Source organism: Streptomyces sp. NPDC046931, assembly GCF_040644655.1.
In the GTDB taxonomy this organism is placed as follows: Bacteria; Actinomycetota; Actinomycetes; order Streptomycetales; family Streptomycetaceae; genus Streptomyces.
On sequence record NZ_JBEYWX010000024.1, the window covers coordinates 54224 to 78516 of the forward strand.

At 71.1% G+C, this 24293-nt stretch carries 28 protein-coding genes; 14 read left to right on the forward strand and 14 right to left on the reverse strand.

Annotated elements, in window-relative coordinates; all coding sequences use genetic code 11:
• Positions 1-192: 192 nt before the first annotated feature.
• The 8 genes from ABZ876_RS31105 to ABZ876_RS31140 all read right to left on the reverse strand — a co-directional run bounded on the left by ABZ876_RS31105 (position 193) and on the right by ABZ876_RS31140 (position 5867).
• Positions 193-783 (reverse strand): S26 family signal peptidase, encoded by a 591-nt coding sequence (locus ABZ876_RS31105; RefSeq protein ID WP_361788180.1) that lies wholly within the window; start codon positions 781-783, stop codon positions 193-195.
• The gene (locus tag ABZ876_RS31110; protein ID WP_361788182.1) at positions 783-2621 is read right to left on the reverse strand and encodes an ABC transporter ATP-binding protein; all 1839 of its coding nucleotides are present in this window, start codon (positions 2619-2621) and stop codon (positions 783-785) included. Before ABZ876_RS31110 ends, ABZ876_RS31105 begins: the two co-directional genes overlap by 1 nt.
• Complete coding sequence (locus ABZ876_RS31115; RefSeq protein WP_361788184.1) at positions 2618-3163, reverse strand: hypothetical protein; 546 nt, start codon at positions 3161-3163, stop codon at positions 2618-2620. The genes ABZ876_RS31110 and ABZ876_RS31115 overlap by 4 nt, the downstream gene beginning before the upstream one ends.
• Complete coding sequence (locus tag ABZ876_RS31120; protein WP_361788186.1) at positions 3072-3743, reverse strand: MauE/DoxX family redox-associated membrane protein; 672 nt, start codon at positions 3741-3743, stop codon at positions 3072-3074. The genes ABZ876_RS31115 and ABZ876_RS31120 overlap by 92 nt, the downstream gene beginning before the upstream one ends.
• Positions 3744-3869: 126 nt before the next feature.
• A complete protein-coding gene (locus ABZ876_RS31125; RefSeq protein ID WP_361788188.1) occupies positions 3870-4043 on the reverse strand; it encodes a hypothetical protein in 174 nt (57 codons plus the stop codon).
• 79 nt (positions 4044-4122) lie between these two features.
• Complete coding sequence (locus ABZ876_RS31130; protein ID WP_361788190.1) at positions 4123-5013, reverse strand: helix-turn-helix domain-containing protein; 891 nt, start codon at positions 5011-5013, stop codon at positions 4123-4125.
• A gap of 64 nt (positions 5014-5077) precedes the next feature.
• Positions 5078-5656 (reverse strand): SDR family NAD(P)-dependent oxidoreductase, encoded by a 579-nt coding sequence (locus ABZ876_RS31135; protein ID WP_361788192.1) that lies wholly within the window; start codon positions 5654-5656, stop codon positions 5078-5080.
• Positions 5649-5867, reverse strand: coding sequence for a hypothetical protein (locus ABZ876_RS31140; RefSeq protein WP_361788194.1), 219 nt, complete (start codon positions 5865-5867; stop codon positions 5649-5651). The genes ABZ876_RS31135 and ABZ876_RS31140 overlap by 8 nt, the downstream gene beginning before the upstream one ends.
• A 372-nt stretch (positions 5868-6239) precedes the next feature.
• On the opposite strand from ABZ876_RS31140, the gene ABZ876_RS31145 reads away from it, so the two are divergent.
• Complete coding sequence (locus ABZ876_RS31145; RefSeq protein ID WP_361788308.1) at positions 6240-7232, forward strand: LuxR C-terminal-related transcriptional regulator; 993 nt, start codon at positions 6240-6242, stop codon at positions 7230-7232.
• Positions 7233-7361: 129 nt separating this feature from the next.
• Here the strand turns inward: ABZ876_RS31145 and ABZ876_RS31150 are convergent, their stop codons facing one another.
• Positions 7362-8510, reverse strand: a complete 1149-nt coding sequence (locus ABZ876_RS31150) for a DUF3103 family protein (RefSeq protein ID WP_361788196.1) — start codon at positions 8508-8510, stop codon at positions 7362-7364.
• A 337-nt stretch (positions 8511-8847) separates the two neighbouring features.
• Positions 8848-9576, reverse strand: coding sequence for a GntR family transcriptional regulator (locus ABZ876_RS31155; protein ID WP_361788198.1), 729 nt, complete (start codon positions 9574-9576; stop codon positions 8848-8850).
• Between the two features lie 266 nt (positions 9577-9842).
• Between ABZ876_RS31155 and ABZ876_RS31160 the strand changes: the two genes are divergently transcribed.
• From ABZ876_RS31160 to ABZ876_RS31185, 6 genes are all read left to right on the forward strand, one after another.
• On the forward strand, positions 9843-10820 hold the full coding sequence (locus tag ABZ876_RS31160; protein WP_361788200.1) for a helix-turn-helix transcriptional regulator: 978 nt from the start codon (positions 9843-9845) through the stop codon (positions 10818-10820).
• Between the two features lie 366 nt (positions 10821-11186).
• Entirely contained in the window at positions 11187-11387 is a 201-nt protein-coding gene (locus ABZ876_RS31165) for a hypothetical protein (RefSeq protein WP_361788202.1), read from the forward strand.
• 130 nt (positions 11388-11517) lie between these two features.
• Positions 11518-12069 (forward strand): MauE/DoxX family redox-associated membrane protein, encoded by a 552-nt coding sequence (locus tag ABZ876_RS31170; RefSeq protein WP_361788204.1) that lies wholly within the window; start codon positions 11518-11520, stop codon positions 12067-12069.
• Between the two features lie 2 nt (positions 12070-12071).
• Complete coding sequence (locus ABZ876_RS31175; protein WP_361788206.1) at positions 12072-12623, forward strand: redoxin family protein; 552 nt, start codon at positions 12072-12074, stop codon at positions 12621-12623.
• Positions 12620-14521: an ABC transporter ATP-binding protein gene (locus ABZ876_RS31180; protein ID WP_361788208.1), complete on the forward strand. Its 1902-nt coding sequence runs from the start codon at positions 12620-12622 to the stop codon at positions 14519-14521. The genes ABZ876_RS31175 and ABZ876_RS31180 overlap by 4 nt, the downstream gene beginning before the upstream one ends.
• An 11-nt stretch (positions 14522-14532) precedes the next feature.
• Positions 14533-15057: a S26 family signal peptidase gene (locus ABZ876_RS31185; RefSeq protein ID WP_361788210.1), complete on the forward strand. Its 525-nt coding sequence runs from the start codon at positions 14533-14535 to the stop codon at positions 15055-15057.
• Between the two features lie 146 nt (positions 15058-15203).
• Here ABZ876_RS31185 and ABZ876_RS31190 read toward each other — a convergent pair whose 3' ends face one another.
• Complete coding sequence (locus tag ABZ876_RS31190; protein WP_361788212.1) at positions 15204-16778, reverse strand: alpha/beta hydrolase; 1575 nt, start codon at positions 16776-16778, stop codon at positions 15204-15206.
• A gap of 247 nt (positions 16779-17025) precedes the next feature.
• Between ABZ876_RS31190 and ABZ876_RS31195 the strand changes: the two genes are divergently transcribed.
• A complete protein-coding gene (locus tag ABZ876_RS31195) occupies positions 17026-17382 on the forward strand; it encodes a hypothetical protein (protein WP_361788214.1) in 357 nt (118 codons plus the stop codon).
• A gap of 61 nt (positions 17383-17443) precedes the next feature.
• Positions 17444-18223, forward strand: coding sequence for a PIG-L family deacetylase (locus tag ABZ876_RS31200; protein ID WP_361788216.1), 780 nt, complete (start codon positions 17444-17446; stop codon positions 18221-18223).
• A 141-nt stretch (positions 18224-18364) separates the two neighbouring features.
• Here the strand turns inward: ABZ876_RS31200 and ABZ876_RS31205 are convergent, their stop codons facing one another.
• Positions 18365-18664 carry an antibiotic biosynthesis monooxygenase gene (locus tag ABZ876_RS31205; protein ID WP_361788310.1) on the reverse strand — a complete coding sequence of 100 codons (300 nt, stop codon included), beginning with the start codon at positions 18662-18664 and terminating at the stop codon, positions 18365-18367.
• 144 nt (positions 18665-18808) lie between these two features.
• Here ABZ876_RS31205 and ABZ876_RS31210 point away from each other — a divergent pair, with 144 nt between their 5' ends.
• Complete coding sequence (locus tag ABZ876_RS31210; protein WP_361788218.1) at positions 18809-19768, forward strand: helix-turn-helix domain-containing protein; 960 nt, start codon at positions 18809-18811, stop codon at positions 19766-19768.
• A gap of 95 nt (positions 19769-19863) precedes the next feature.
• Here ABZ876_RS31210 and ABZ876_RS31215 read toward each other — a convergent pair whose 3' ends face one another.
• Entirely contained in the window at positions 19864-20709 is an 846-nt protein-coding gene (locus ABZ876_RS31215; RefSeq protein WP_361788220.1) for an NAD(P)H-binding protein, read from the reverse strand.
• Between the two features lie 140 nt (positions 20710-20849).
• On the opposite strand from ABZ876_RS31215, the gene ABZ876_RS31220 reads away from it, so the two are divergent.
• Together ABZ876_RS31220 and ABZ876_RS31225 are read left to right on the forward strand one after the other, a co-directional pair.
• The gene (locus tag ABZ876_RS31220; protein WP_361788222.1) at positions 20850-21248 is read left to right on the forward strand and encodes a helix-turn-helix domain-containing protein; all 399 of its coding nucleotides are present in this window, start codon (positions 20850-20852) and stop codon (positions 21246-21248) included.
• 156 nt (positions 21249-21404) lie between these two features.
• Entirely contained in the window at positions 21405-21656 is a 252-nt protein-coding gene (locus tag ABZ876_RS31225; protein WP_361788224.1) for a WhiB family transcriptional regulator, read from the forward strand.
• A gap of 99 nt (positions 21657-21755) precedes the next feature.
• Here the strand turns inward: ABZ876_RS31225 and ABZ876_RS31230 are convergent, their stop codons facing one another.
• Entirely contained in the window at positions 21756-22526 is a 771-nt protein-coding gene (locus ABZ876_RS31230; protein WP_361788226.1) for a DUF998 domain-containing protein, read from the reverse strand.
• Between the two features lie 292 nt (positions 22527-22818).
• Here ABZ876_RS31230 and ABZ876_RS31235 point away from each other — a divergent pair, with 292 nt between their 5' ends.
• Both ABZ876_RS31235 and ABZ876_RS31240 read left to right on the forward strand, forming a co-directional pair.
• Positions 22819-23391: a DUF2243 domain-containing protein gene (locus ABZ876_RS31235; RefSeq protein WP_361788228.1), complete on the forward strand. Its 573-nt coding sequence runs from the start codon at positions 22819-22821 to the stop codon at positions 23389-23391.
• A 17-nt stretch (positions 23392-23408) separates the two neighbouring features.
• Entirely contained in the window at positions 23409-24221 is an 813-nt protein-coding gene (locus ABZ876_RS31240; protein WP_361788230.1) for a cytochrome c oxidase assembly protein, read from the forward strand.
• The last annotated feature ends 72 nt before the right edge of the window (positions 24222-24293 follow it).

Consider the following 24293-nt stretch of genomic DNA (forward strand, 5'->3'; position numbering starts at 1 on the left):
ACGCAGGCCGCGCGTGGGTCGCCGGGCCGAACCCGGGAGACCCGCCTCCGGCCGGGGTGGTCCCCTCGCGCCGTGCACGCAGGAACGCACCGAGCTCGCGCCGCCGTGCGAGTGCCGTGACCGCCACGCAGCGCTGAACCCAGGATCCGGCGGTCTCGGTGGGCACGTCCTGGAGATGACCGCGCCCCGCGGTTACGACCGCGCCCGCCGGCTGCGGGACGCGGCCGCCCGCACTGACGCCTCGCTGCTCGTTGTCCCCTCACTCCGCCCCAAGGGACACATCACCGTTCCGAGGATCCGGTCCAGGGGGAAGTAGCCCACCTGACGGGAGTCGATGCTCGCGTCCGGGTTGTCCCCCAGCAGCACCAGCCGCCCGGGCGGTACGCGGGTCTCGGGGACCGCCGCGAGAGCGGGCACCGTGGTCCGCGGCACCGGGTCGCCGGGGACCGCGGCGATGCGCTTGACGATCCAGTGGCGGCCGCGGACGGCTTCGGGGGACGCACCGGGTGGCAGGGGCGGAAGGCTCCGGCCGCCGTCGGGGCAGCTGCGCTCCAGGACCACCACGCGCCCCGGCACCAGCCGGCCCGGGCGGCTCACCAGGACCCGATCGCCGTCGACGTAGCCCGGTTCCATGCTGCGTCCCCGGACAGTCACCGCCGTCAGCCGCTGACGCAGCAGTCTCACGGCGCCGGCCGCGCACACCACCGCGACGGCGCCCGGCACGGCCGCATGGGCCCACAGGGCGAGGGCGGGTGTCCGCGCACCCGGTCGTGGTCCGCCCATCAGCAGCCTCCCGTAGCGGTGCGAGTGCCGGCGCCGTCCTCGTATCCACGGGCCTGGAGGGCGAAGAGCCGGGCGTATTCGCCGCCGAGCGCCATCAGGCTGCGGTGGTCGCCGTGCTCGGTGATGCGGCCGCCGGACAGTACGACGATGGTGTCGGCGTCGCGAACTGCTCCCAGCCGGTGGGAGATCAGCACGCTGGTCCGCCCCCGCCGGTGACGCCGCAGCGCCGCGTGGATCTCGTGCTCGGCCGCAGCGTCGAGCCCGGAGGCCGGTTCGTCCAGGATCATCAGGTCGCTGCGGTCGCGCAGGAACGCCCGGGCGAGCGCGAGCCGCTGCCACTGCCCGCCGGACAGCTCCACTCCGGACGGGTCGTCACCGCCGCCGGGGAAGGCCCGCGACAGGAGAGTGCCGTAGCCGTCGGGGAGGGCTGCGACGGCGGGGTGGACTCCGGCCCGCTTCGCCGCCCCCCGGACGCGCTCGGGGTCGTCGAGGGCGGTGAGGTCGCCCAGCGCGATGTTCTCGGCGGCTGTCAGGTCGTAGTGCATGAAGTCCTGGAACACCGCGCCGATACGTGCGCGCAGCCGCACGGGGTCGAGGTCACGGAGATCCACTCCGTCCCACAGGATCGCACCGCGTGTCGGGTCGTAGAACCGGCACAGGAGCTTCACCAGCGTCGACTTGCCCGCCCCGTTCAGACCGACCAGCGCCAGGGAGGCACCGTCCGGTATGTGCAGTGTGACACCTCGCAGTACCCACGGGTGGCCGTCCGCGTAGCGGAACCATACGTCGCGGAGTTCCACGCCGCGCCGCAGCGGTCCCGGGTCGGCCGCCGCACGGCGGACCGGCAGGTCGGGTCCGGCGCCGGTCACCGCTCCGTAGTGCCCCAGCATCAGCAGCGCCTGGTGGGCGCGGGCGAACTCACCGGCCGTGGAGGCCAGCGCCGACTGCACCCCCGCGACTGCGGCGACGAAGACCGCGACGTCACCGACCGTCAGTGTCCCTGCGTGGGCGACGTGTACCGCCCAGACGAGTCCGGCGCCGGAGACGGCTGCCGCCAGCAGGCCTAGCACGGTCTGCACACGGACTTCGCGCACATCGACCGCCCGGCGCAGGCGGTTGGCCGTGCGCCGCTCGGCGAGCATCCGGGCACGCAGAAACGCTCCCGTGCCGAACAGCCGGACCTCCTTGGCGGCCTCCACGGTGCCCAGCAGTTCGCTGTAGAAGGTCTCACGCCGCTCTGCGGGGCCGATGTCCCAGAACATGCGGGCCCGGCGGCGCGACAGGGCCACCTCGGCCAGCAGGACGGGCACGCCCGAGAAGAGCACCAGGGCCGCCATGACCGGGCTGACCACGACCAGTGTCCCCAGGAAGCCGGTCACGGTGACCGCCGACCGTGCGATGCCCAGGAGGCCGTCCACGGCCTGGTTCGGGGACATCCGCCCGGCCTGCTGGGCCAGGCGCAGCCGGTCGAGGAACTCCGGATTCTCGAAACGGCCGAGGCCGACGAAGCCGGCCACCGCCTCGAACAGCCGGTCCTGGGAGCGCAGGCCCACGGCTCGTTCGAGTTCGGCCCGCAGGTACGTGGTCAACTGGGGCAGGACGCCCGCGACCACTCCGGCGGCGGCGAGGCAGCAGCCGAGGTACGCCAGCTCACCCGCCGGGGCACCGCGCACCAGCCCGTCCACGAGCCGCTTGGTCAGCCAGGCGGCCCCGACCGGGAGGGCCCCGCCGGTCAGGATCAGCGCGGCGTACCACGCCAGGACGCCGGGGGCGGCTTCGCGGGCCAGTGCCAGCGCCAGTGCCAGGTGACGTGGGGCGCCCCGGCGGGCCCGGGTCATGCCGCGGCCATGGCGGGGCGGTCCAGCCGCACGTCGTTGGCGGTGACGACCGTGCCACCCGCGCCGTCGGGGGCGACCCTCAGCACGGTGGGAAAGGCCTTGACCTGGAAGGCCGCCCCCAGGTCGCCGTCGGACCGTTCGGAGACGACGCGGGCTACGGGGCGCAGACGCTCGATGAAGGACGCGGACTCCCCCGGGTCCCCGACCACGGTCACCAGGACGCGGTCGCGGGGAACGCGGCCGTCGCTGACGTGCTCGACAAAGCGCGGCAGCTTCTCGCGGCACGGGCCGCAGGTGGGCGAGAAGAACGCCACGAGCGTCTCGTCCGCCATCTGCTGGGTCAGCCGCTCGCCGTCGACGGTGACGGCGTCGAACTCCCCCACACTCGCGCCGACGTTGATGGTGTAGGTGTCCACGGCGGAACCGCCCGAGGCCAGCATCTCGGTGTGCTCACGCAGCCGTTTGACGATGCCCAGAATGAGGATCAGGTCGAGTGCGCACAGGGCCCCGACGAGGACCAGGACCGGAATCAGGACGGACATGGCGTTTCTCCTCTTGGCGTGACGACGGCCGCGGCGCGCTGCCGGAGCCGCTGGGAACGGGGCGGAACAGGGCGCTCAGGTCGTCCAGGCGGGTGACCAGAGCGCCGGCCGTGAGGCCCAGGACGGCCGGCACGACGACTCCGGCCGGGGAGGGGGCGGGCCGGGCGGCGACGGCAGAACAGACCGCGCCGAAGGCGGCCGCGCCCGCGAGCAGGGTGTTGCGCACGATGTGCGGGGAGCCGAGGGGAGTCACCGAGGCCCCGAAGCAGCGGCAGGGGACGGTGGTGCCTCGCCGTACGGCGAGGGCGATGGCCGCCGTGAAGACGGCCAGCAGCCCCGCGGCCAGGAGCAGGCCGGCGGTGACCGCGTGCCGCGCCGGAGCGGCCAGCAAACCGGCCACAGCCCCCTCGGCGGCCACCGTACAGACGGCGGCGGGCGCCGCCGCCCCCCGCGGCAGAATCCGCATGTCGACGACCGACGTCACGAATGCGGCAAAGGAACTCCGGCCCGCCTTGCTCGCCGCCGACACCAGAAAGACGACTCCGATGAGGCACCGGATCGCCCATAGCGTGTTCGTCATGGAATGCCCTTGTCGCAGTTCTGGGAGTTCCGCGCACCGGTCGCACTCGTAACGATGTGACGCGGAATGATGCGCCGGTGCGGCGGACGCATGGGAGCGCCCGCCGTACCGCCGGGCCACAGGCGGTCAGCAGCGGCCCGAGAGGCACACCAACTGGCCGGTGCAGGTGTTGACCTTGCAGGCGGAGTGGGCGCACTGCCAGCAGTCGTTCCAGCAGTTCCAGCCGCACGCCGACGCCTCGACGCGGGGCACCAGGCGCTCCAGGAGGGCAGCGCCGGCGGACTCGAGTTTCTTGAACATGTCGTATTCCTCGATTCGGTCGGGTCGGATCGCATACCGGGCGGCCGTTGCGCGGAATGCCACGGAATTCCCGGTCCTCTCACCGGACAAGTACCGGCGAGAAGTACTGTGCCGGTCGCGGTGTCGACCGGTCTTGTAGAAATTCGGAGCAGTGTGCGCACTTCTGCAGCAGCCTGGCCGGGGACCCCGTCATCGTCTTGATCTCCCTGCTGAAGTGCGCTTGGTCGTAATAGCCCGCGAGGACGGCTACCTCCGCGGCCGGACGGCCGCGCGACAGAAGGCCCAGGCTCCGCCGCAGCCGGACGATGCGGGCCGCGGTCTTGGGTGTCACCCCGATCTGCTGCACAAAGCGGCGTTCCAGCTGGCTCTGGCTCCAGCCGACGTCCCGGGCCAGCTGCGCGACCGGCATCCGCATCGGGCCACGGGTGAGCCGCTGCCAGGCCTGGGTGATGTGCGGGGCGGGGCGGGGCCCGTCGGCCATCAGCCGGGTGAGCCACCGGTCGAGCAGGGCGAACCGGTCGGGCCAGCCGGGCAGGGAGGCCAAGGCGAGCGCCAGGCCCTCCAGACCCGGCGGCGATCCGCCGAGCAGTTCGTGCGCGTCCGTGACGCGCTCGCTCAGTTCGCTCATGGGTACGCCGAAGAGGCGGTACGCCGCCCAGGGGGCGAGCGCTATGTCGACTCCGGCCAGCGTGGGGCCGTGCCGGCTGAGCAGGGCGTGGGTGCGCAGCCCGCAGACCGCGGCGTCGTACGCGGCCGGGTGGACAGGACCGCCGGGTACGCTGCCCAGCGTCACTCTCCCCCGGAAGAGCACCATCAGGCAGACCGCGTCCGCGGGCGGTTCGAGATGCCCGCACGGCTGCCCCTCCCCCAGAACGAACCCGCGGTAGCGCAGGACTCCCGGAGCGGTGCCGGGTTCCGGCGTGCCGGTCGCAGGCGGTTCCGAGGAGCGCGGGCATGCCGAACACTCCACTGGTGGTCCCTTCGAGAGGCGCGCCCCGGGGCGCGGAGGAGAAGCGGGGAGGCGGCCGGGGGCGTCAGCGCGCGGCTGTCCCGCCGACCTCGATCCGCTGCCCGGTGATGCCGTCGGCGTCCCGGGTGAGAAGGAGCAGCACGGCTCCCGCGACGTGCACGGCCGGCGCAGTGCCGAAGGCCGTCACGGCGTTGACGCACAGGCCCTCGATCCTGGGCTTCCGCACCCAGCGCGAGACGTCCGGTGCGGTGCGGGGCGGGCCCGCCAGCACGATCCGGGCGGCACGGCCCGCACGGGTCGTGCCCAGCATCACCTCGCGCACGGCGGTGGCCAGCGCGAACGCGGGCGGCCGGGCGGGTATCAGGTCGACCAGGACGTCGAGGGGTCCCAGATCCGCGGCGATCTCGTTCAGCAGGCGTCGTACGGCCGCGGGCTCACCCGGCTCGACCAGATAGGGGGCGGCCCTCAGCCGACGGCTCTGCAACTCCCGGCAGTAGGCGGCGGCGCGCAGGCCGGAGGGGCCGGCGACCGCGACGGCCGTTCCATGTTCGGCGAGCCGGTCGCAGACCAGCCGGCCCACCGGGCTGTAGCCGTCGACGACCAAGGCGACACGGCCCCTGGGGGGCTGTGCCGGGTCAGACATCCTGCCCGCTTGCGCTGAGCACGCCCGAGGCGGACACGGAGGGCCACACGAAGTCCCCGGGGGCTCGCCCGACGGACTGCACGGGCACCACCTGCCGGTGTGGTTCGCCGTACCACGCGGAGCCGGTGAGGGCGGTCATGCCCAGCACCCCGGCCAGGACGGCGATCGCGGTCAGGGAACAGCGCGTCGGCTGCCGCTTCACGACATGCATGGAAGAACTCCTTCGCGGTGGTGAGTATGTCCGTCGAGTCGCCCGGTACGGGCTCGGCGGGCACCGGTTGGGCCTTGCCGGCCCCGGCCCGTCCGCCGTGTCCTCAGACAACCACCGGCCCGGACGGGCCGTAAGGCTGAACGTCTGGCAGCCAGTTGCCGGGCACGTACCTGCCACGCGTCCCCCGGCCGCATGGCCGGGAACGGCGGCCGTGCAGGCGCGAAGCGCTGACGCAAAGTGGTCTGGTTCCGGCATCACGTGCGGGGCATCGTGATCCCATCGACCCTCGCTCGCAGGACACGGGAGTTGATACATGCCGCTCGTTCGCTGGTCTCTGCCGTCCCCTGGCCGTCTGCCGGCCCGTTGACCACCATGGAGGACGTCCCCGAGCTCGATGTCGACACCCTCGCCGTGTACCGCGCGATGCTGCTCCACCAGGAGCACGACCACGTCCGTCTGGCCGGGCGGCTGGGGCAGACGGAGCAGCAGGTGTCCGCGGCCGTCGAACGGCTGATCTCCCTCTCGCTGCTCAAGCCCTCGTGGGACCAGCCGGGCATGGTACGGGCGGTCAGTCCGGAACTCGGCCTGGAGCTGCTGCTTCAACGCGAGGAGCAAGAACTCGCCCTGCGGCAGGAACGCATCGCCCAGACCCGCGCGACGCTGGCCATGCTCGCCGCCGAGTACGCGTCGGCGGAGTCGGCTGCCGACCCGTCGCGGGCAGGCACCGAGCTGCTGGACGGCATGGATGAAATCCGCACGAAATTGGAGACGCTGGCCAGCCGTTGCACGCAGGAGGCCTTGTCCTTCCAGCCGGGCGGTGTTCTTCCGACGGAGGCGGTGGAGGCGGGCCAGCCGCTGAACGAGCACGCGATCCTGCGTGGGGTGAAGTTCCGCAGCCTCTATCTGCACAGCATCGTCAAGGACCGGGTCACCGTCGCCTACGCCAAGTGGGCGGCGGAGCACGGCAGCGAAATACGCCTCGCACCCACACTCCCGATGCGTCTCCTCATCGTCGACCGGCACCTGGCGGTCATTCCCGGTGACCGCCCGGCGCCCCGGCCCACCGCCGTCGTGATCCACACGCCGCCCGTCGTCCGGGCGCTGCTCGCCCTTTTCGACGCCTACTGGAAGGACGCCGAACCCCTGGAGCCGGACCCCGACCAGTTCGTGCCCGGGGAGCCCACCGCACAGGAGCGTGAGGTGCTCCGCATGCTGGCGGCAGGGGACAAGGACGAGACGGTGGCCCGCGCCCTGGGAATCTCCGTGCGCACCGAGCGCCGCATGGTCGCCGACATCACCGCCCGGCTGGGGGCGTCCAGCCGCCTGGAACTGGGGGTGAAGGCGGCGAAGCTGGGCTGGGTGTGAGGGCGGTTCAGGCCTCCGGCTCCCGAACGCGGTCTCCGTTGCAGCTGCCGTTGGAGACCGCAAGGCGGTGTGCTGTCGAGTTGCCTGTGCCGAAGCACGGTGACAGCACACCGCCGGGCGGTTACAGGATCAGAACTGCTCGACGAAGTACGGTTCGACGGTCATCCAGCCGTTGCCCGCGGCACCGTTCAGCCGGCCCGAGGAGTTCCTCGACAGGGTGTACCAGGACTCCACGTAGTCGGGGTCGTCGGTGAACCACGAGTCGGGCATCGCGCTCAGCACCGCGTTCACCAACGGGGTGTAGGCCCCCTGGTCGGTGATGGTGAGCAGGGCTGTGGTGAGCGCCTGGGCCAGCGCCTTGTAGTTGGTGCCGTCGTCGTCCTCCATCATGACGACATCGGCGAGGTTGTACTTGTAGTCCGACCAGTTGACCAGGATCTGGTTCGGGTAGTAGACGGTGTTGTCGTAGTCCAGGTACGGCATGTCGACCGAGTCGACGCGCGCCTTGCCGTCCTGCCCGAAACCGGTCACCAGGGAGAACATCTCGGCTCCGCCCTTGAACCAGGGTTCTTCGTCGTCCTTCACCTGGACGGCCGTGACCTTCGTGGCCCACCAGCCCGCCGCGGCGGAAGCGCTCGCATGCCTGGCCGGTTGCGCGTTGAGGCCCTTGTCGGCGAGCGCCTTCCGCAGCACGGCCTGTCCGGCCCGATGGGCCTTGGAGACGTCGACGTCCAGGATGTAGAGGGGGCGTGCGGGTACCCGGGTCACGTCCACGGCGTGACGGCGGCCCTGGCTGTCGTAGGCCGTGATGGTCTTGGCGTGGTCGTCGGCCGCCGCGACGGCGACCCACGGGGTGGCGTCGGCACTCAGGTGCGCGCGCATGGAGGGAGCACCCAGACGTATGCGCAACAGCGACCCGGTGGACGCGGGAAGGCCCTTGAGGGCTGCGATGCGTCGGTCCGCGGCGGAGACCGAGGCCTCCAGTTGCCTCCCCGCCGGGCCGGTGGCCTTGCCGGCCAGCGCTTGCAGGTCCGACTCCCCCGTGCCGAGCGCGGCCGTGCGCACCTGCGATCTCCACTCCGGATTCCGGAGTGAGGAGGAGAGCGACCGCGCGACCCCCTCCTCGACATCGTGGACCGGGGGCTGCCGAACTGCGGTGGCCTGCTGCCCTCCTGTGTTCGCTGCCGCCGCGGCGACCGCGGGCTGGGCCGCGCTGCCGACGACGACGGACAGCATCGCGCCGATCAGGGCGCCGCGCCGCTTTCTTGCTCTGCTCACCGTGCTCCTCCTGTTGTTGGTCGCTGCGGCACTTCGATGAGCGGGGTGCCGCAGGGGCTGGTGGGGCCCGAGTCCACTCGGGCGACTTGCGTGATCAGGGCTCCGCATTCCGCGCTGTTGCGAGCGGCCCGCCGGGAGATATTGATCAGTTCATGACAACCACGACAACCACATGACCATCGGGCGGCCGGGGCAGGAACAGTTCCGTCGCGGCATGGGAGCATGCCGCTCGCATGCCGATCGAATGCCGTTCGGAGCTCGTCCCACCGGCGGCCCCGGCTCGGGTACTACCGCACCCGCGGCCGAAGTCGGGCGACGCGACGGAATCCGCCCTCCGCTATGCGGAGCGGTCGTCCACCGGCCTCTTCCGGGCACGGCTCAGTGAACTCAGCATGATCTTCTCGGTGCAGCGCAGATACGCTTCGGCCGCGCGCCGCGCCTCCTCCTCCCTGCGCTCGGACACGGCGTGAACCACCGGCGCGAGCCGGACCGCCGCCTCGGCCGCGTCCTCGAACGGCGCCCGCAGGGCCCGCCGTACCGGAAGGTAGGCGTTGAACAGCGTGTTGGTGAGGAGCAGATAGACCCGGTTGCCGGTGGCCCGGGCCAGCTCCCGGTGCACCTCCACGTCGGCGAGCTGGGTGGCGTCGGCGTCCGGGGCGCCGGCGACCTGTTGCAGCAGTTCTTCGAGGCGCCGGGCTTGCCGTACCGTTCGGCGGACGGCCGCACGACCGGCGACAAGCGTACCGATGTGCCGTCGCACCTCGAAGATCTCCCTCAGCCACGCGGGGTCCTGCGCGGCCAGCATCGGGAGCAATTCGGCACCGCCGAGCCGTAGGTAGTCCAGTACGCGGGTGCCGATGCCGTGGCGGGTGCTCAGCAGCCCCGCCTTCTCCAACCGGGTCAGCGCGTGCTTCAAGGTCGTGCGTGTGACACCGTACCCGGCCGCCAGCTCCCGCTCGGGAGGCAGCAGGGAGCCGGGCTCGTGGGTGCCGCTCAGGATGTCTTCGCGCAGTCGGGCTTCGAGCACGTCGACCAGGGACTGGCGAGGAATGCCTTCGACTGCCACGGAGGGTCTCCAGAGCTACGGTCAGCAGTTCGGCGGATCAGCGGTTCACTGGCTCAGTGGCTCAGCCACAACTTCAGTGAAGCAGCCTCACGACGATCTCGTCAATCCTCCACCGATGAAGGCGAGTTGTGTGCGAGGTCTGGAAGCGGGGACCGCGGGCTCCCCCGGCGGACCCCTGTCCGGAACCGCCGCTGCGGCCGGCCGGACGGGTACGGGAGCATGTGCTTCCGACACCTGGCGGGGACCGCGCGAGAAGGAGCCGGGGGATGGGGGACCGTGCCGAGCGGCCGGATCCGCTGCGGGCGCGCAACGCCCGGGAACTGGTCGCCTCCATGCGGCAGTTGAAGGAGTGGGCAGGGCTGACCTACCGGCAGCTGTCCGCCCGCTCGGAGCGCGCCGGGGACGTGCTGCCGTCCAGCACGCTGGCCGACACCCTGTCACGCTCGACGATGCCACGTGCGGAGGTGCTCGCCGCGTTCGTGCGCGCATGCGGTTGCGACCGGGATGAGGTCGCTGTGTGGCTGTCGGTCCGCACCCATATCTGCGAGGCCGTTGTGTCGCCCGCCGGTGACGAAGCCGACGGGTGGCCGCCCGAAGAGGACGGAGCCGGGCCGGAAGGGGCGCCCACATCGCACCCTTCGGCCCCGCTCTCCCGTGGACGTAACCGGATTCTGGCGGTGGCAGGGGCTCTTGCCGTTGCGCTCGGGGTGGCCGGCGTTCTGGCCTTCGACCCGGGCGGCGAGAAGGACGGGGCGCAGCCTCCCGCCGTAGCGGACGGCGGCCGGAGCAGCCGGGCGCCGCACTCCGGCGCGTCGTGCCGGGGCGCGGCCTGCCGCGACGAGGACCCCGAAATCCGCGGCTGTCTCTACGACGGCCGTCATGTGAGCGGCGTCAAGACACAGCTCGGCCTCGTCGACCTCTTCCGCAGTTCCGCGTGCCAGGCGCTGTGGGCCGAGGTCTCCGACGACCCGAGCCTCGTTTCCGTGTATCTGAAGTCCGACAGCGGTGTCGCGCTGGCCGTGGGCCGCGACCGTCTTCATGGCACCGTCTCCTCCCAGGGCACCATGGTCCGCACTCCCATGCTGCCCTCCGAGGACACCCCCCGGCATGCCGAGGTCTGCGTCGCCTACCGGAAGTTGGAGGCATGCACGGGCAGCGACGGCATGACACGGGTCAAGCCGTACCCCACCTCCGGACCGAGCACCGGGGAACGCCGGGTGCGCAAGGCTCCCGTGCGTTCCTGAGCCCGCGAGGCCGCCCGGGCGCAGCGCCCCAGGGACGGTGCCTCTTCCCAGTGAGGGTGCCACCCTCGTTCACCCCGTCACGCGTACCGTTCGCCGTGCCCGCGTGAGGTGACCCTCGCCCACAGACGAGCCGCCGTCATCGGCCCGCCGATGTCCCCAGCCCCGGACAGCGTCCCGGACAGCACTCCGGACACCGGCTCCGACCAGGCCGGACAGCTCTTGGGCTGTCCGGGACACTCCCATGCCGTTGTGGCCGCCGGGCTACCGCCAGCAGGCTCGGTTGTGGCCCTACGGGGCCGTGCACAGCGCACTCGGTTCTCACCGCGTCGCCCATCGGCGACACGACCTCAGTGGAAGGAGTCACAGATGACCAAGCTCCTGCGGACGCTCACCGACCGCCTGGTGGAACGCCTGGTACCCGGGGGTACGGCTCACGCGGTCAGGTGCTGGAAGGCCGGCTCGAAGTGCATCCACGGCAGCTGCGCGGGCCAGAGCAAGTACACCCAGTACCGGATGAACTGCGACGACGGCAGCTACTACTACGCGTTCGGCCACTGCGGCTGCTGATACCGGCAGTCCGGCCGAACGCTCGGTCTTCACCGAGGCGGCCAGGGGGCGCCGGTGGACTCCCGCGCGGGTCCACCGGGGTCCCCGGCCCTCGTACTCCCCTTGGCATGACAGAAGGGTGTTCCCCGCCATGGAGTTCGCCGCTATGTGCTGCCGGATCCTGCTCGTGGTCGTCTTCGCGGTCGCGGTGGTGAGCAAACTCCGCAGTGCGGACGCCTTCGGAGCGTTTGTGCGCTCTGTCCAGGGCCTCGCCGCGCTGTCTCCGCACCGCAGTCGCGCCGTGGCCCGCGTGGTCGCCGGGGCGGAGGTGGCCGGAGTTGTGTTGCTGGTGCTGCCTTCGCGGATGGCGATGGTCGGCTTCGCGCTGGTCGGGTGCCTGCTCGGGGCGTTCGCCCTTGCGATGGCGGCGTCGCTCCGGCGCGGCGTGCGGGTGCCGTGCCGCTGTTTCGGGGCCTCCACGCGGAGCACGGGCCCCCTTCAGCTCGTCCGCAACGGCTTCCTGATGGCCGTGGCGGCCGGCGGCGCCGTCGGGACGGTCCACGGGCTGCCGAAAAGCCCGGGGGGCCTGGCGGTGGCCTGCGCCACCGGCCTCGTCCTCGGTGTCGTGGTGACCAACCTCGACGACATATCCGAGTTGCTGCGCGACGCCTTCCCCGTCGCCGCACGGAAAGGGCACAGGTGATCATGCCGTATCTCATCGCGGCCGTCGTGCTCGTCGGCGCGCTGTGTCTGTTCGACCTCCTGCTGACGGTGGGGCTGGTACGAAGGCTGCGCGCGCAGCGAGTCTCACGCGGATCCGCAGACGAGTCCTCTTTCGAGGGGATGCTCCCCGTGGGTGGGGTGGTCGGGGGCTTCGAGACCCGGACCGTCGACGGGCGGCCTCTGCTCAACCGCGATCTCGGCTCCGGGACCGTGGTGGTGTTCCTTTCTCCTGGCTGTCCTCCGTGCCACGAGCAACTGCCGTACGTGACAGCAGCGTTGACGGCCGCCCCGCCGGACGGGGCCGTCGCCGTCGTCGTGGGCGGGGTCGACGGGGACCCGGAGACCGAACAGATGGTCAAGGAACTGGGTCCGGTCACCAGGGTCGTCCATGAGAGCGGCACAGGGCCGGTGAGCGAGGCGTTCGGCGTCCGCGCCTTCCCCGTCATGTGCCGCGTCCGCGCCATCGGTGACGAACTCGTGGTGGAGGCGGTGGGCGAGCAGGTTTTGCCCGCCCCCGTCACCGCGGCGCCATGAGTACGGCGGTGGCGTCGTCAGCGGGGCCCCGGAGGCTGGCCGGCGTCTTCCGTGCCGCGACCGGACTCGCCCTGAGGGCGGCGCCCCGGCAGCTCGCCGCGCTCACGCTCCTCACCGTCCTCGGCGCATTGCTGCCCCTCGCCTCCGCGTGGACGGTGCGGACCGTACTGGACAGGCTGGCAGCGGGCGGCGGGCCCGGAGCGCTGCTCGAGCCGGCCGGGCTGCTGGCCACGGTGGGAGTCGCGGCCGCCACCGTGCCGCACCTCGCCCAGTACGTCCAAGCCCAGACACAACGCGCGGCCGGGCTCCGCGCCCAGGAATCCCTCCACCTGGCCGTGGACGCCCTGACCGGCCTGAGCAGGTTCGAGGACCCTCGGTTTCTTGACCGGCTGCGACTCGCCCAGCAGGCCGGGGGAATGACGCCGACGCGGGCGGTCAACGGCGCACTGGGAGTGCTCCACGGGGTGCTCACCCTCGGCGGGTTCCTCGGCTCGCTCATCGTGCTCAGCCCCCTTCTGGCCACCGCCGTGCTGCTCTCCGGTGTTCCGGTGCTGCTCGGTGAACTGGCGGTGAGTCGGCGACGGGCGGCGATGCTCTGGGACATCGGCCCCGCCGAACGGCGCGAGTTGTTCTACTTCCAGCTGCTGACCAGCCCGCAGGCCGCGAAGGAGGTCCGGCTGTTCGGCATCGGCGGTTTCCTGCGCGGACGGATGCTCGCCGCGCGCCGTAAGGCAGACGCGGCCAGGCAGGCAGTGGACCGCCAGGAGCTGGCGATCCAGCTCGGCCTCGGGGCGCTCTCGGCCGTGGTCGCCGGCCTGGGCGTGTTGTGGGCGGTCCGGGCCGCCGGGCAGGGCCGTATCGGCATCGGCGGAGTCTCCTTGCTCGTGGCCGCGGTGCCCGCCGTGCAGACTGCACTCGCCGGACTGGCCAACGAGATCGCCAACGGGCACCAGGCGCTCCTGCTCTTCGACCACTACGTCGCGATCCGGGAGACGAAGGACGACTTGCCGGTCAGCACCCGCCCCCGGCCCGTTCCCCGCCTCCGGACAGGCGTCGAACTGCGTGATGTGTGGTTCCGCTACGGCCCCGAACACCCCTGGGTGCTGCGCGGGGTGAGCCTGACGATTCCCGCGGGCTGCTCCGTCGGCCTGGTGGGACTCAACGGAGCGGGGAAGTCGACGCTGATCAAACTCCTGTGCCGCCTCTACGATCCGGACCGAGGCCAGGTCCTGTGGGACGGCACCGACGTGCGGGCGTTCCGCCCCGCCGAGTTGCGCCGGCGCATCGCGGCCACCTTTCAGGACTACATGGAGTACGACCTCACCGCCGGCGAGAACATCGGGCTCGGTGACCTGGACCGACTGACCGAGCAGGACGGCATCGAACGGGCCGCGCGCCTGTCCGGTATGCACGACTCCATAGCCCGCCTGCCCGACGGCTACCGCACCATGCTGAGTCGTACGTTCCTCTGCGAGGAAGAGAAGGACGACCCGGGCACCGGCATCGTCCTGTCCGGCGGTCAGTGGCAGCGCCTCGCCCTGGCCCGGTCGTTCCTGCGCGACCATGCCGACCTGCTGATTCTCGACGAGCCCAGCTCCGGGCTCGACGCGGAGGCCGAGCACGAGATCCATCTGCGGCTGCGGGGCCACCGGGCAGGCCGCACCAGCCTGCTGATCTCGCACCGGCTCGGCGCGCTCCGGGACGCAGATCTCCTCGTGGTGCTGGAGAACGGCCGGATCGCCGAACAGGGCACACACCAGCAGCTGATGCGGGCCGACGGGTCCTACGCCCGGCTGTTCGCTCTTCAGGCCCGCGGTTACCGGGGCGGAACACCGGTGGCTTCGGCGATGACGGGGCCGGTGACGGCACCGGTGACCTCTGATTCCCCCGAGCCGTGAGGAGGTGCTCCATGTGGCCGGTCGGCCGCCGTCTGTCCCCGTTCGCCGTCGCCGCGGTCGGGACGCCGCTGCTGGGCGTGCTTTTGGCACGGCGCCGCCTTGCCGTGATCACCGTTGCCGGAGCCAGCATGGAACCCGCCTATCGAAGCGGCGACCGGGTGTTGATGCGGAGGCTCGGCCGACACGGAGGCGCCGGGATCGAGAAAGGCGAGGTCGTCGTAGCCGCGTGGCGGCCCCCCTCCGGTGACCCGCCGGGAGGGGCCGCGGTGAGGCACGGCGGTCCTCGTCGGACGACGGGTGAGCCGCTCGGTACCCGGAGTTGGATGATCAAGCGCGTCGTGGCGGGCCCCGGCGATCCGGTTCCCGAGGGCCTGGGACCCGCCCTTGCCGCCGAGGCTGGTAGGCCCGCGCCACGAGACCGGTTCGTGATCCTGGGCGACAACGCCGCTCTCAGCCATGACTCGCGCCACATCGGCTACCTCGAACGCGGCGACATCCTCGGAGTGGTCGTCCGCCGGCTCGAGCCCCGCCGGTGAGGCCACCGCCACCGGCACCGCGGCCGGGATCGATGACGGCACCCACCTGCCGGCCCTGTTCGCCTGGCAGATCCCGCCGCTGTGCACGCACCATGGGGCTCTCCGGCGGCGGAGAGCCCCACGTCGTTCACTGCGCGGTGCCGGCCTCAGAAGCGCCCGGGCGTCCCGGGGATGCCCGAAGGGGCGGGCAGCGGAGGTGTCAGCCCGTGCCGCTCCTGCCCGGCGGCGGCCTGGCAGGTCACATCCCTCACCGGGAGCCTGCCGGTGGCCAGGTAGGCGTTGGCCGTCTTGTCGGCGCAGGATTTGGAACCGTAGACGCCGTGTCCCTCGCCACCGGCGACCATGACCATCCGCGAGCCCTTGAGAGCCCGGTGCATCCCGATGCCACTGGGCAGCGGCGTCTGGGGGTCCCATTCGTTCTGCAGCATGAGCACACCGACCTTGTTGTTCACCTTGGTGGCCGGCTCAGTGCCGTTCTTCCAGAACGCGCACGGCTTGATGCTGGACGCGAAGTCGCCGTACAGCGGATACCTGGCCTTGTCGCGGATCGCGTCGCGCCGGTACTGCTCGGGGTCGCGCGGCCACGCCGCCGTGTCGGCGCACACGACGGACCAGAAGCTCGCATCGCCGTTGTCCGAGGGCACGGAACGCCCGAACGACGTACCGAAGGACGGGGAAGTCGGCCTGAGCTCACGGGTGACGGCCGGCCGCCCGCCGGCGGCGGCCTTCTTCAGGTCGGCGACCGTCTCGGCGGCGGCTCGCACGCTGAAGAACATGGCACGGCCGGAGCGGATGTCGTCGCCGGTCGTGCGCTGCCCGTGGAAGTCGATGGGCTTGCGGTCGGCCTGGGCGACCAGGTCCCAGAAGGTCTTGCGGACCTGGTCCGGGGTGTCACCCAGCTTGTACTGCGCGGCACGCTGGGCCGTCCACTTGGTCCACCTCGTGAACGCGGGCTCTGTGCCCTCCGCCCACACCTGGATCATGCCGCGCCAGATCCGCTGCGGATCCACGGCGCTGTCCAGCACGAATCGGTCGGCGCGTGCCGGGAACATCTGCGCGTAGACAGCGCCGAGATAGGTGCCGTAGGAGTACCCCAGGTAGGAGATCTTCCTCTCCCCCAGGACGGCCCGGATCACATCCATGTCCCGGGCGGTGTTGCGGGTGGTGATGTACCGCAGCTTGTCGCCTTCCTTGGCGCGGCACTTCTCGGCGACGGTGCGCGCCCATTTCACGTCCTTCGCGAACGCACTGGCCTTGTACGGGCGCAGCCAGTTCTGCTCCGCGCCGGTCAGGCCGCAGCTCAGGGGCGAACTCTGCCCGACGCCCCGCGGGTCGAAGCCGACGAGGTCATAGTGCTTCTTCACGGACTTGGGCAGCTCGGAGTCCATCCACTGCGGCATGCTGAGGCCCTCGCCACCGGGGCCCCCAGGGTTGAGCAGCAGAACGCCGCGACGCTCACCGGCGGCGCTCGTCCGGATCCGTGAGATCGCAAGCCCGATCTTCTTGCCGTTGGGGTGTCTGTAATCCAGCGGCACCTTGATGTCGGCGCACTGGAACGTGGCGGGCGAGTCACGGTCGCAGCGGTGCCAGCGCGGCTTCTGCCGAAGGTACTGCGTCAGCGGGTTCTCGGCGGCGGAAGCCGTGGCGGGAGCGAGCGCGGGAACGAGGGTGGCGGCAACGCTCGCCGCGAGAAGGGATGCTGCTATTCGTCTGCTTCGCACGTGGGGCGGTCCTTCGGATCGGTGCGTGTGGGACCCACCAACCCTCTCGTGCAGGGCAGTTGGAGGAATCCGCCGACGAGGCGGGATGAGTCCGACCGTAGGCGGACGAGTCGCGGGACGGATGGTCCTGAGGTCGTACGGGTAGGTGTGCGCTTTCGGACAGCTCACAGGCCTCGGCCGCGAGTCGAAGAGCGGAAGCCGAAGGGCTGACTTCGACAAGAAGGGGCCGGGACAGCAGGATGCCAGGGTGACGAATCCGATCGCCATGAGTGAGCGCGCGCACTTCGCCCGATTCGCCGGGCGGACCGGCATGCTCATCGGCCGCACCTCTCTCAGCGGCGTGACCGGCTTCCTGGCAGGCTACGACCAGGCCGCCCGTCGGCATGGCGGGGCTGGTCTGGAGGGTTGCCGTCAGTGGCTGATGGCGTATCACTCCGTCGGCGGCAACCTGATCAGGGAGGCTCGGATCCGGCAGATCGCCCTGCCGGGCCGGGAGGGCGGGCCGGAGCTGACCCAGGAGCAGGAAGAGCAAGTCCTCAGGGTGCTGTTCGAGTTGCTCGACGCCTTCCTGGCCGAACGGGAGGGCGCTGTTTCAGGGTTCTGACCGGTTCGTGTGTGTCGGTGGCCGGCCGTCGGTCATCTGCCGTGAGAAAGGCTCCACCCCTGTGATCACATCCGCCTCTCCCCCGCCGAGTCTGCTCGCGGTGTTCGCGCATCCGGACGACGAGTCCCTGGTGGCCGGCGGCGTCCTCGCCCAGCACGCCGAAGGCGGAGCACGCACCGTCGTCGTCACCGCGACCTGGGCCCCCGACAGCCATCGGGCGGCGGAACTCGCCGACGCGCTGCGAATCCTGGGAGCCGGGGAGCCTCGCATGCTCGGGTATGCGGACGCCCGCGTACCCGAGTCCGCGCCCGGTCAACCGCGGTTCTGCGACGCTCCGCTCGAGCAGGCCGTCGAGCGGCTCGTCCGGCATCTACGCGAGGTCCGCCCGGACATCGTCGTCACCCACGACGCGTACGGCGGTCTCACCGGTCACCCGGACCATGTGCACACCCACCGGGTGACCCTGCTCGCCGTACAGGCTGCCGGACTCGAGCGCGTGTACGTCGAGGCCGGGGAACCGTGGCAGCCCGGCGCGCTGTACTTGGCCACGCATCCGCACTCGGGCGTCGCACAGCTGGGCAGCCTCCTGACCGGCGTCGGCAAGTCCGTGCTCAGCGTGCCGGACGAGCGGGTCACCGCCACGGTGGACGTGAGTCCGTGGCTGGAGCGGAAGTGGTCTGCCATCCTCGCGCACCGAAGCGAAGTGGAGCGTGAGCGCTCGCTTCCCGGCATCCTGTCCGGTCTGTCCGCCGCAGATCGGCGAAGGATCCTTTCCACCGAGTACTACACACGTCTGGAGGCCGCGCCCACGCGGGGTGGTCTGCGGCAGCTGACAGCCTGACGGGGGTGCCGCCCCCGGGAAGCGGGGCGGCACCCTGGGAGGGGTACGGCGTCGCCCGGACGCCCGTCGGCCTGAGCGTGTCGCCGGCTTTGTCGCGCCGGGTTTCCTCACGCGCGGTCCGCGGGAGCACGGGCGTCCCGATCAGGGAAGTTTGACCGCGAGGAGGTCGACGGGCCGGATGTCGGGTGCCTCGCTGAGCATGGTCTGGGCGGCGTCCATCAGCGCGGCGGCGATACGGCCCTGCAGATGCCCCTGACGCCCCTGCTCGTCATGGAAGGTGTCGAAGACACCGAAGGTGGTCGCGCTCAGCCGGAACGCGAACCAGCTGACGGTGTGGTCCTCCTGCTGCGCGAGCTGCAGCGCGTCGCGCAGCAGGGCCTCGACCTTCTCGGCGTACTCGGGCTTGGCCTCGATCCGTGCCAGCAGTCCGAGCTTGGTCATGGTGCACTCCAGTGGTTGGTTGGTCTTCATGGAAGGAACGGTGCCGGTACCGGGCACCGGGTCTCGTCCGGACACCGAAGAATCTAGGCCGCTGGAACCAGTCCACCCAGTGTCGGAAGCGACACCCTTGATATCGTTCCCGTCATGAACGTGGCTGTGCTGGCCTACGACGGCGTCTTCGACTCGGGGCTCGCCGCCCTCCTCGATGTGCTGGACGGGGCGAACGCCATGCGGGGGGAGCTCCCGGAGCCCCCGCCCGCCTGGAAGGTCACCACCATCGGTTTCCGCCGCCGGATCCGCACGGGCGCGGGGCACCTGGTCGAGACCGCCCCGGTCGGCGCGGTGGAGGACGCGGAACTGCTGCTGGTGCCGGCGCTGGCCGAGCGGCGCCCCGACGCTCTGATCGACCATGTCTCGGGTCCGGCCGCCGCGCCGGTACGAGACCTGGTGAACGCCGTACGCGAACGCCGCACACCCCTGGCCTCCGCCTGCACGGGCACCTTCTTGCTGGCCGAATCGGGAGTCCTCGACGGGCGCCGCGCCACGACGAGCTGGTGGCTGGCCCCGTACTTCCGCAAGCGGTACCCGGCGGTGACGGTCGACGACACCCTCATGGTCACCGAGTCGGACGGCGTGACCACCGCCGGCGCGGCCTTCGGGCACGTCGACCTCGCGCTGGCGATCGTGCGGCGGAGCAGTCCCGCCCTGGCCGATCTGGTCGCCCGCTATCTGGTCGTCGACGAGCGTCCGTCCCAAGCGGCGTACACCATTTCGTCGGCACTCGCACAGAGCGATCCGACGCTGGCGGCTTTCGAGCGCTGGGTCCGGGTGCACCTGGATGGGCCGGTCTCGATCGCGGAGGGAGCGCGCGCGGTCGGCGTCAGTGAGCGCACACTGCAACGGACCGTACGCCGGACGCTCGGCATGTCACCCGTCCGGTTCGTCCAGGACCTGCGTGTCGAGCGCGCCTCGCATCTGCTGCGGACCACCGACCTGCCCGTGGAGGTCATCGCCCGCAAGGTCGGCTATGAGCACGCCCACACCCTGCGGATCCTGCTGCGCGAGCGTACGGGAGAGTCGGCGAGTGCCCTGCGCGGGCGATGATCGGCCGGCCGGCGGACCGGCGGCGCGGGCCGAGCCCTGGAAGCAGGAGTCCTGAAGGCAGGAGTCCTGGAGCTGCGCTCCTGGAAGCCGGGGTTCTATCGGAAGGCGGCGATGTGGTGCCGGGCCCAGTCGGCGAACGTGCGGGGTGTGCGGCCGAGGACCAGTTCGACGTCAGGGCTGATGCGCTGCTCGGCGGGGGTGGGCCCCCCGAGGATGGCCAGGGTGGTCTCGACCACGGGCTCGGGCATGAACCGCAGCATCTGGGCGCGGGCCTCCTCTCGGGTCTGCTCGATGAACCGGACCGGTTCACCGAGGGCGGCGCCGATCTCCTCAGCTCGTTGCCGGGGGGTGCTGAGGGCGGGCCCGGTCAGCTCGTAGATCCGCCCGGTGTGTCCCTTCTCGCGCAGTGTCACGGCGGCGACCTCGGCGATGTCGGTCGGGTCGATGGTGGGCAGGCCCACGTCACCGAACGGCGCGGCGATGCTTCGCCGGCTACGGACCGACTCCGCCCATGCGTACGCATTGGAGTCGAAGCCCCCCGGCCTCAGGATCGTCCAGTCCATGCCCGACTCCCGGACGGCGTCCTCGATCGCGCGTGCCGTGTCCCCATGGAAGGCCGACCGCGGCCGGGTGGCGACTCCTTGGGAGGACAGCAGTACGACCCGTCGCACTCCGCCGGCCTTGGCGGCGTCGAGGACGTCCTGCGGTTTCAACAGATGCGCGTCGGCGCCGCCGTTCTGGAGGAACAACGCCTCCGCACCGTCGAACACCGGCCGAAGGGTCGCGGCGTCGGTCAGATCCGCCCGCCGCTGCACGACGCCCTCCGGCACGTCGGTCTCCGAGATACCCCGCGACGTTGCGGTCACCCGCTCACCGGATGCCACAAGAGCCTGCACAAGCTTTCGGCCGACATTGCCGGTAGCTCCCGTCACTGCGATCACGGTAACTCCCCCTCTTATAAAATTGATTGACGATGCCTCAGATGGCGATTCCGCCACGGAGAGCAGATCTCCAGGGCGTGAGGGGACGCTAACACCGGCGATATAGTAGGTACCTAGAGGAAAGTGGCTACCCCGAAGGGATGCGCATGGTCGGCAAGGCGACTTGGACGGCACCCGCGGCGACGGACCCGGAACTCGCCTGCCCCATCGGCCCGGTCGTCGACATCGTGTTCAGCCGGTGGACCACTCCGATCCTGTGGAGCCTTCACACGTACGGCCGCCAGCGCTTTGTCGAGCTGGAACGGCGGATCGCCAAGATCACGCCGAAGGTGCTGACGCAGCGGCTGAGACAACTGGAGCGCGACGGTCTGATCGTGCGCACGTACCACCCGGAGGTTCCCCCTCGGGTCGAGTACGAGATCAGCGAGCTGGGCCGCAGCCTCGCTCCACTCTTCGCGCACCTCACCGAATGGGCCGCCGACAACCTGGGCAAGGTCGAGCAGGCCCGGCAGGACTACGACGCCGATCCGGCCCGGTAGCACGCCGCGGCGTGCTTTCCCGGGCCCGGCGTTGTGATGATTTGGCGAAACTCCGACCCGTACGGTCATGGAACTGTTTCACCCGCGCATCGGCAGGTGACCCGGAGCCGAGTACACCCTTTCCGAGGCACGGACTTTCGATCGCAGGTGACTTACATGGACAACTGGCGAGACCACGCCGCGTGCCGCCAGGAGGACCCCGACCTCTTCTTCCCGATCGGCACCACGGGACCGGGGCTGATGCAGACCCAGCAGGCCAAGGCGGTCTGCCGGCGCTGCCCCGTGCAGGAGCGGTGTCTGCAGTGGGCGCTGGACACCGAGCAGACCGTCGGTGTGTGGGGCGGCACGAACGAGGCCGAACGCCGCGTACTGAAACGGCGCGCGGGCGCCGGGCGCCGCTCGGAATAGGACCTCGTGTACGCCCGGCGCGGAGTGGGGGCGGCACGCCGGCGCGGCGCAGCGGCCCCCACCCGGCCTCCTGCCGGTCCACCGCGGCCCGCCCTTCCTTCAACGCCGGATCCCACCTGCCGGGGAGCACCCAGGACCGCCTGGCCTGACGAGCCGCCCCGTCGATCGTTCGACAGGCTCCGGCAGTGGGCGCCGTGGGACGCGGCTGCCGGAGTGCTCACGGTCCCGGTAGACCTGCGCTGCCAGCAGCCAGAACCACATCGCCACGGTCACGAGGTGAATCCGTTGCGCAATGCCCTGTCCGCCCGGATGGCCCACATAGGGTCCGGCGGAGCAGATCGCCGCCGCCATCGACACCGGCAGCAGCCTCGGCGCCCAGTGCCCGGCGGGCTGTGGGCGTCCGGGGTGTGAGCGAGCGGCGACAGCGAAGGCCGCCATCGAGGCGAACAGGGCGAAGTGCACCGAGCCGCTGGTCACGGTGTGCCACACGCTGTCGGTGGGGCAGCCGGTCTCCCGCGAGGGCGCGCACCGCATCGGCAGCAGGACGTCCGCGACGGAAGAGCCCCCGAAGGCCACCAGTGCGCCCCAGCCCGCAGCGGCCCAACCGCACGGTGCTCCGGCCAGGGCCAGACAGGCGCCGGTCACGACCAGCAGTGCCGTGGCCAGTTCCACACCGCTGAAAAGCAGCCGGTAGGGCTGATCGGCGGCAAAGACCTCACTGACGTAGGAGTCACGCTGATCCAGCCCCGTAGGCAGCAGGAACTGCAACAACCAGTCGTTGTACGTCACCGCCGCCACAGAGAGCAGTGCCCCCGCCAGCGTCCGCCGTAGCCTGCCGCCCCGTCGACCAGCGTTCGCGATCGCCCGCATATCGCCCGCCCCTCCCCTGCCGGACCTACCAAGAGGCAGAGTTCCCCGAACGGCGTGCTCCATCGACCCTGTCGCGCAGCTGAAAGAAGTACGGCCAAGCACGTTCACGCGCCGTCAAAGTCACGGGACCGAGTGCGCCAAACGGCCGAAGATGCGGCGGCGCTGTCGCCTGAGAGCTGGTAGTCCCTGAGGGGGAAGTGGCTGCGCTGTCCATGACTGCGCTCTCCCTGAGAGGAGAGCGCAGGGGCACGCGAGAAGCCGACACCAGTACCGCATGGAGGGAGACAGCGTGATGGCAACCCACGTGGGCGAGGCCAGGGCCGGTCTGGCGCCGGCCAGTCTCCAGCTGCCCGGCATCGTGCTGGGGGTGGGGCTGGGCGGGTTCGTGGACGGCATTCTGCTGCACCAGCTCCTGCAATGGCACCACATGCTCAGCAGCACCAACCACGACCGCATCGGTGTGAAGTACTACAACCCCCACACGGTCTCCGGTCTGGAGATGAACACCCTGTGGGACGGTATCTTCCACGCCGTGTGCTGGATCGCCGTCCTCATCGGTCTCGCGATCCTGTACTCCCGGGTCACCCACAACCGCCGGCGGGTGTGGACCTCCCGGGTGCTGTGGGGCTGGACCCTGGTCGGCTGGGGCCTCTTCAACCTCGTCGAAGGCGTCCTGGACCACCACATCCTGGGCATCCACCACGTCCACGACGGCCCTTATCAGGCCTGGTGGGACATCGGCTTCCTCCTCTTCGGCGCGCTGCTGCTGGTAGGCGGCTGGCTTCTCCAGCGCAGCGGACAGCCCTTCGATCCGGAAGCCCCCACCGCCCGGCAGGCCGAACGAGACGCCGGATTGACCCGATGAACCACGAAACACATCCCATGCACCCTGGCCAGGGCGGCGGCCTGCTGGAGACGTTGCTGCCCGCGCTCGTACTGGCGGCGTGCGCCGTCGGCTATCTCCTCCTCGCTCGCCGGGCGCGGCGCCGCAATCCGGCGCGGGCCTGGGATCCCTGGCGCACGGCAAGCTTCATCACCGGGCTGGCCCTGCTGGCTGTGGCGCTCCTGCCGCCGGTCGCGCCCCTCGCCCACGACGACTTCCGGGGTCACATGGCCCAGCACATGCTCATCGGCATGTACGCCCCTCTCGCCCTGGTGCTCGGCGCCCCCGTGTCCCTCCTGCTGCGGACCGTGCCCGCACCCCACGCCCGCCTGCTCACCGGGGTCCTGCACAGCCGCGCCGCCCGCCTGCTCGCCCACCCGGCGATCGCCCTGCTGCTGTCCTCGGGCAGCCTCGCCGTTCTCTATTTCACTCCGCTCTACAACGCCGGCATGACCCATCCGGCCGGACACTGGCTGCTGCACGCCCACTTCCTGCTCTCGGGCTGCCTGTTCGCCTACGTCATCGCCGGCCCGGATCCGGCGCCCGCCCGGCCCGGCGTCCGCACCCGTCTGGTCTACCTCGGCTGTGCCATCGCCGCGCACGCAGTCATCGCGCAGCTGATGTACGGCGGCTTCTGGGTCGACATCCACGCCCCCGTCCCGGAGGTCCAGGGCGCTGCGGAGATCATGTACTACGGCGGCGACATCGCCGAACTCCTTCTGGCGGCCGCCCTCGTAGCCACCTGGCGCCCCGACCGCGGCCCCCGCCGAGCCACGAAGGGGTCGCCCTCTCACCCGCTTGCGCGGGCATGACGCGCATCGGTCTGCCGGCGCCGGACGCCGGCAGACCGATGCGCCTCTCGTAGCGCGTGCGCGCGCAAACCG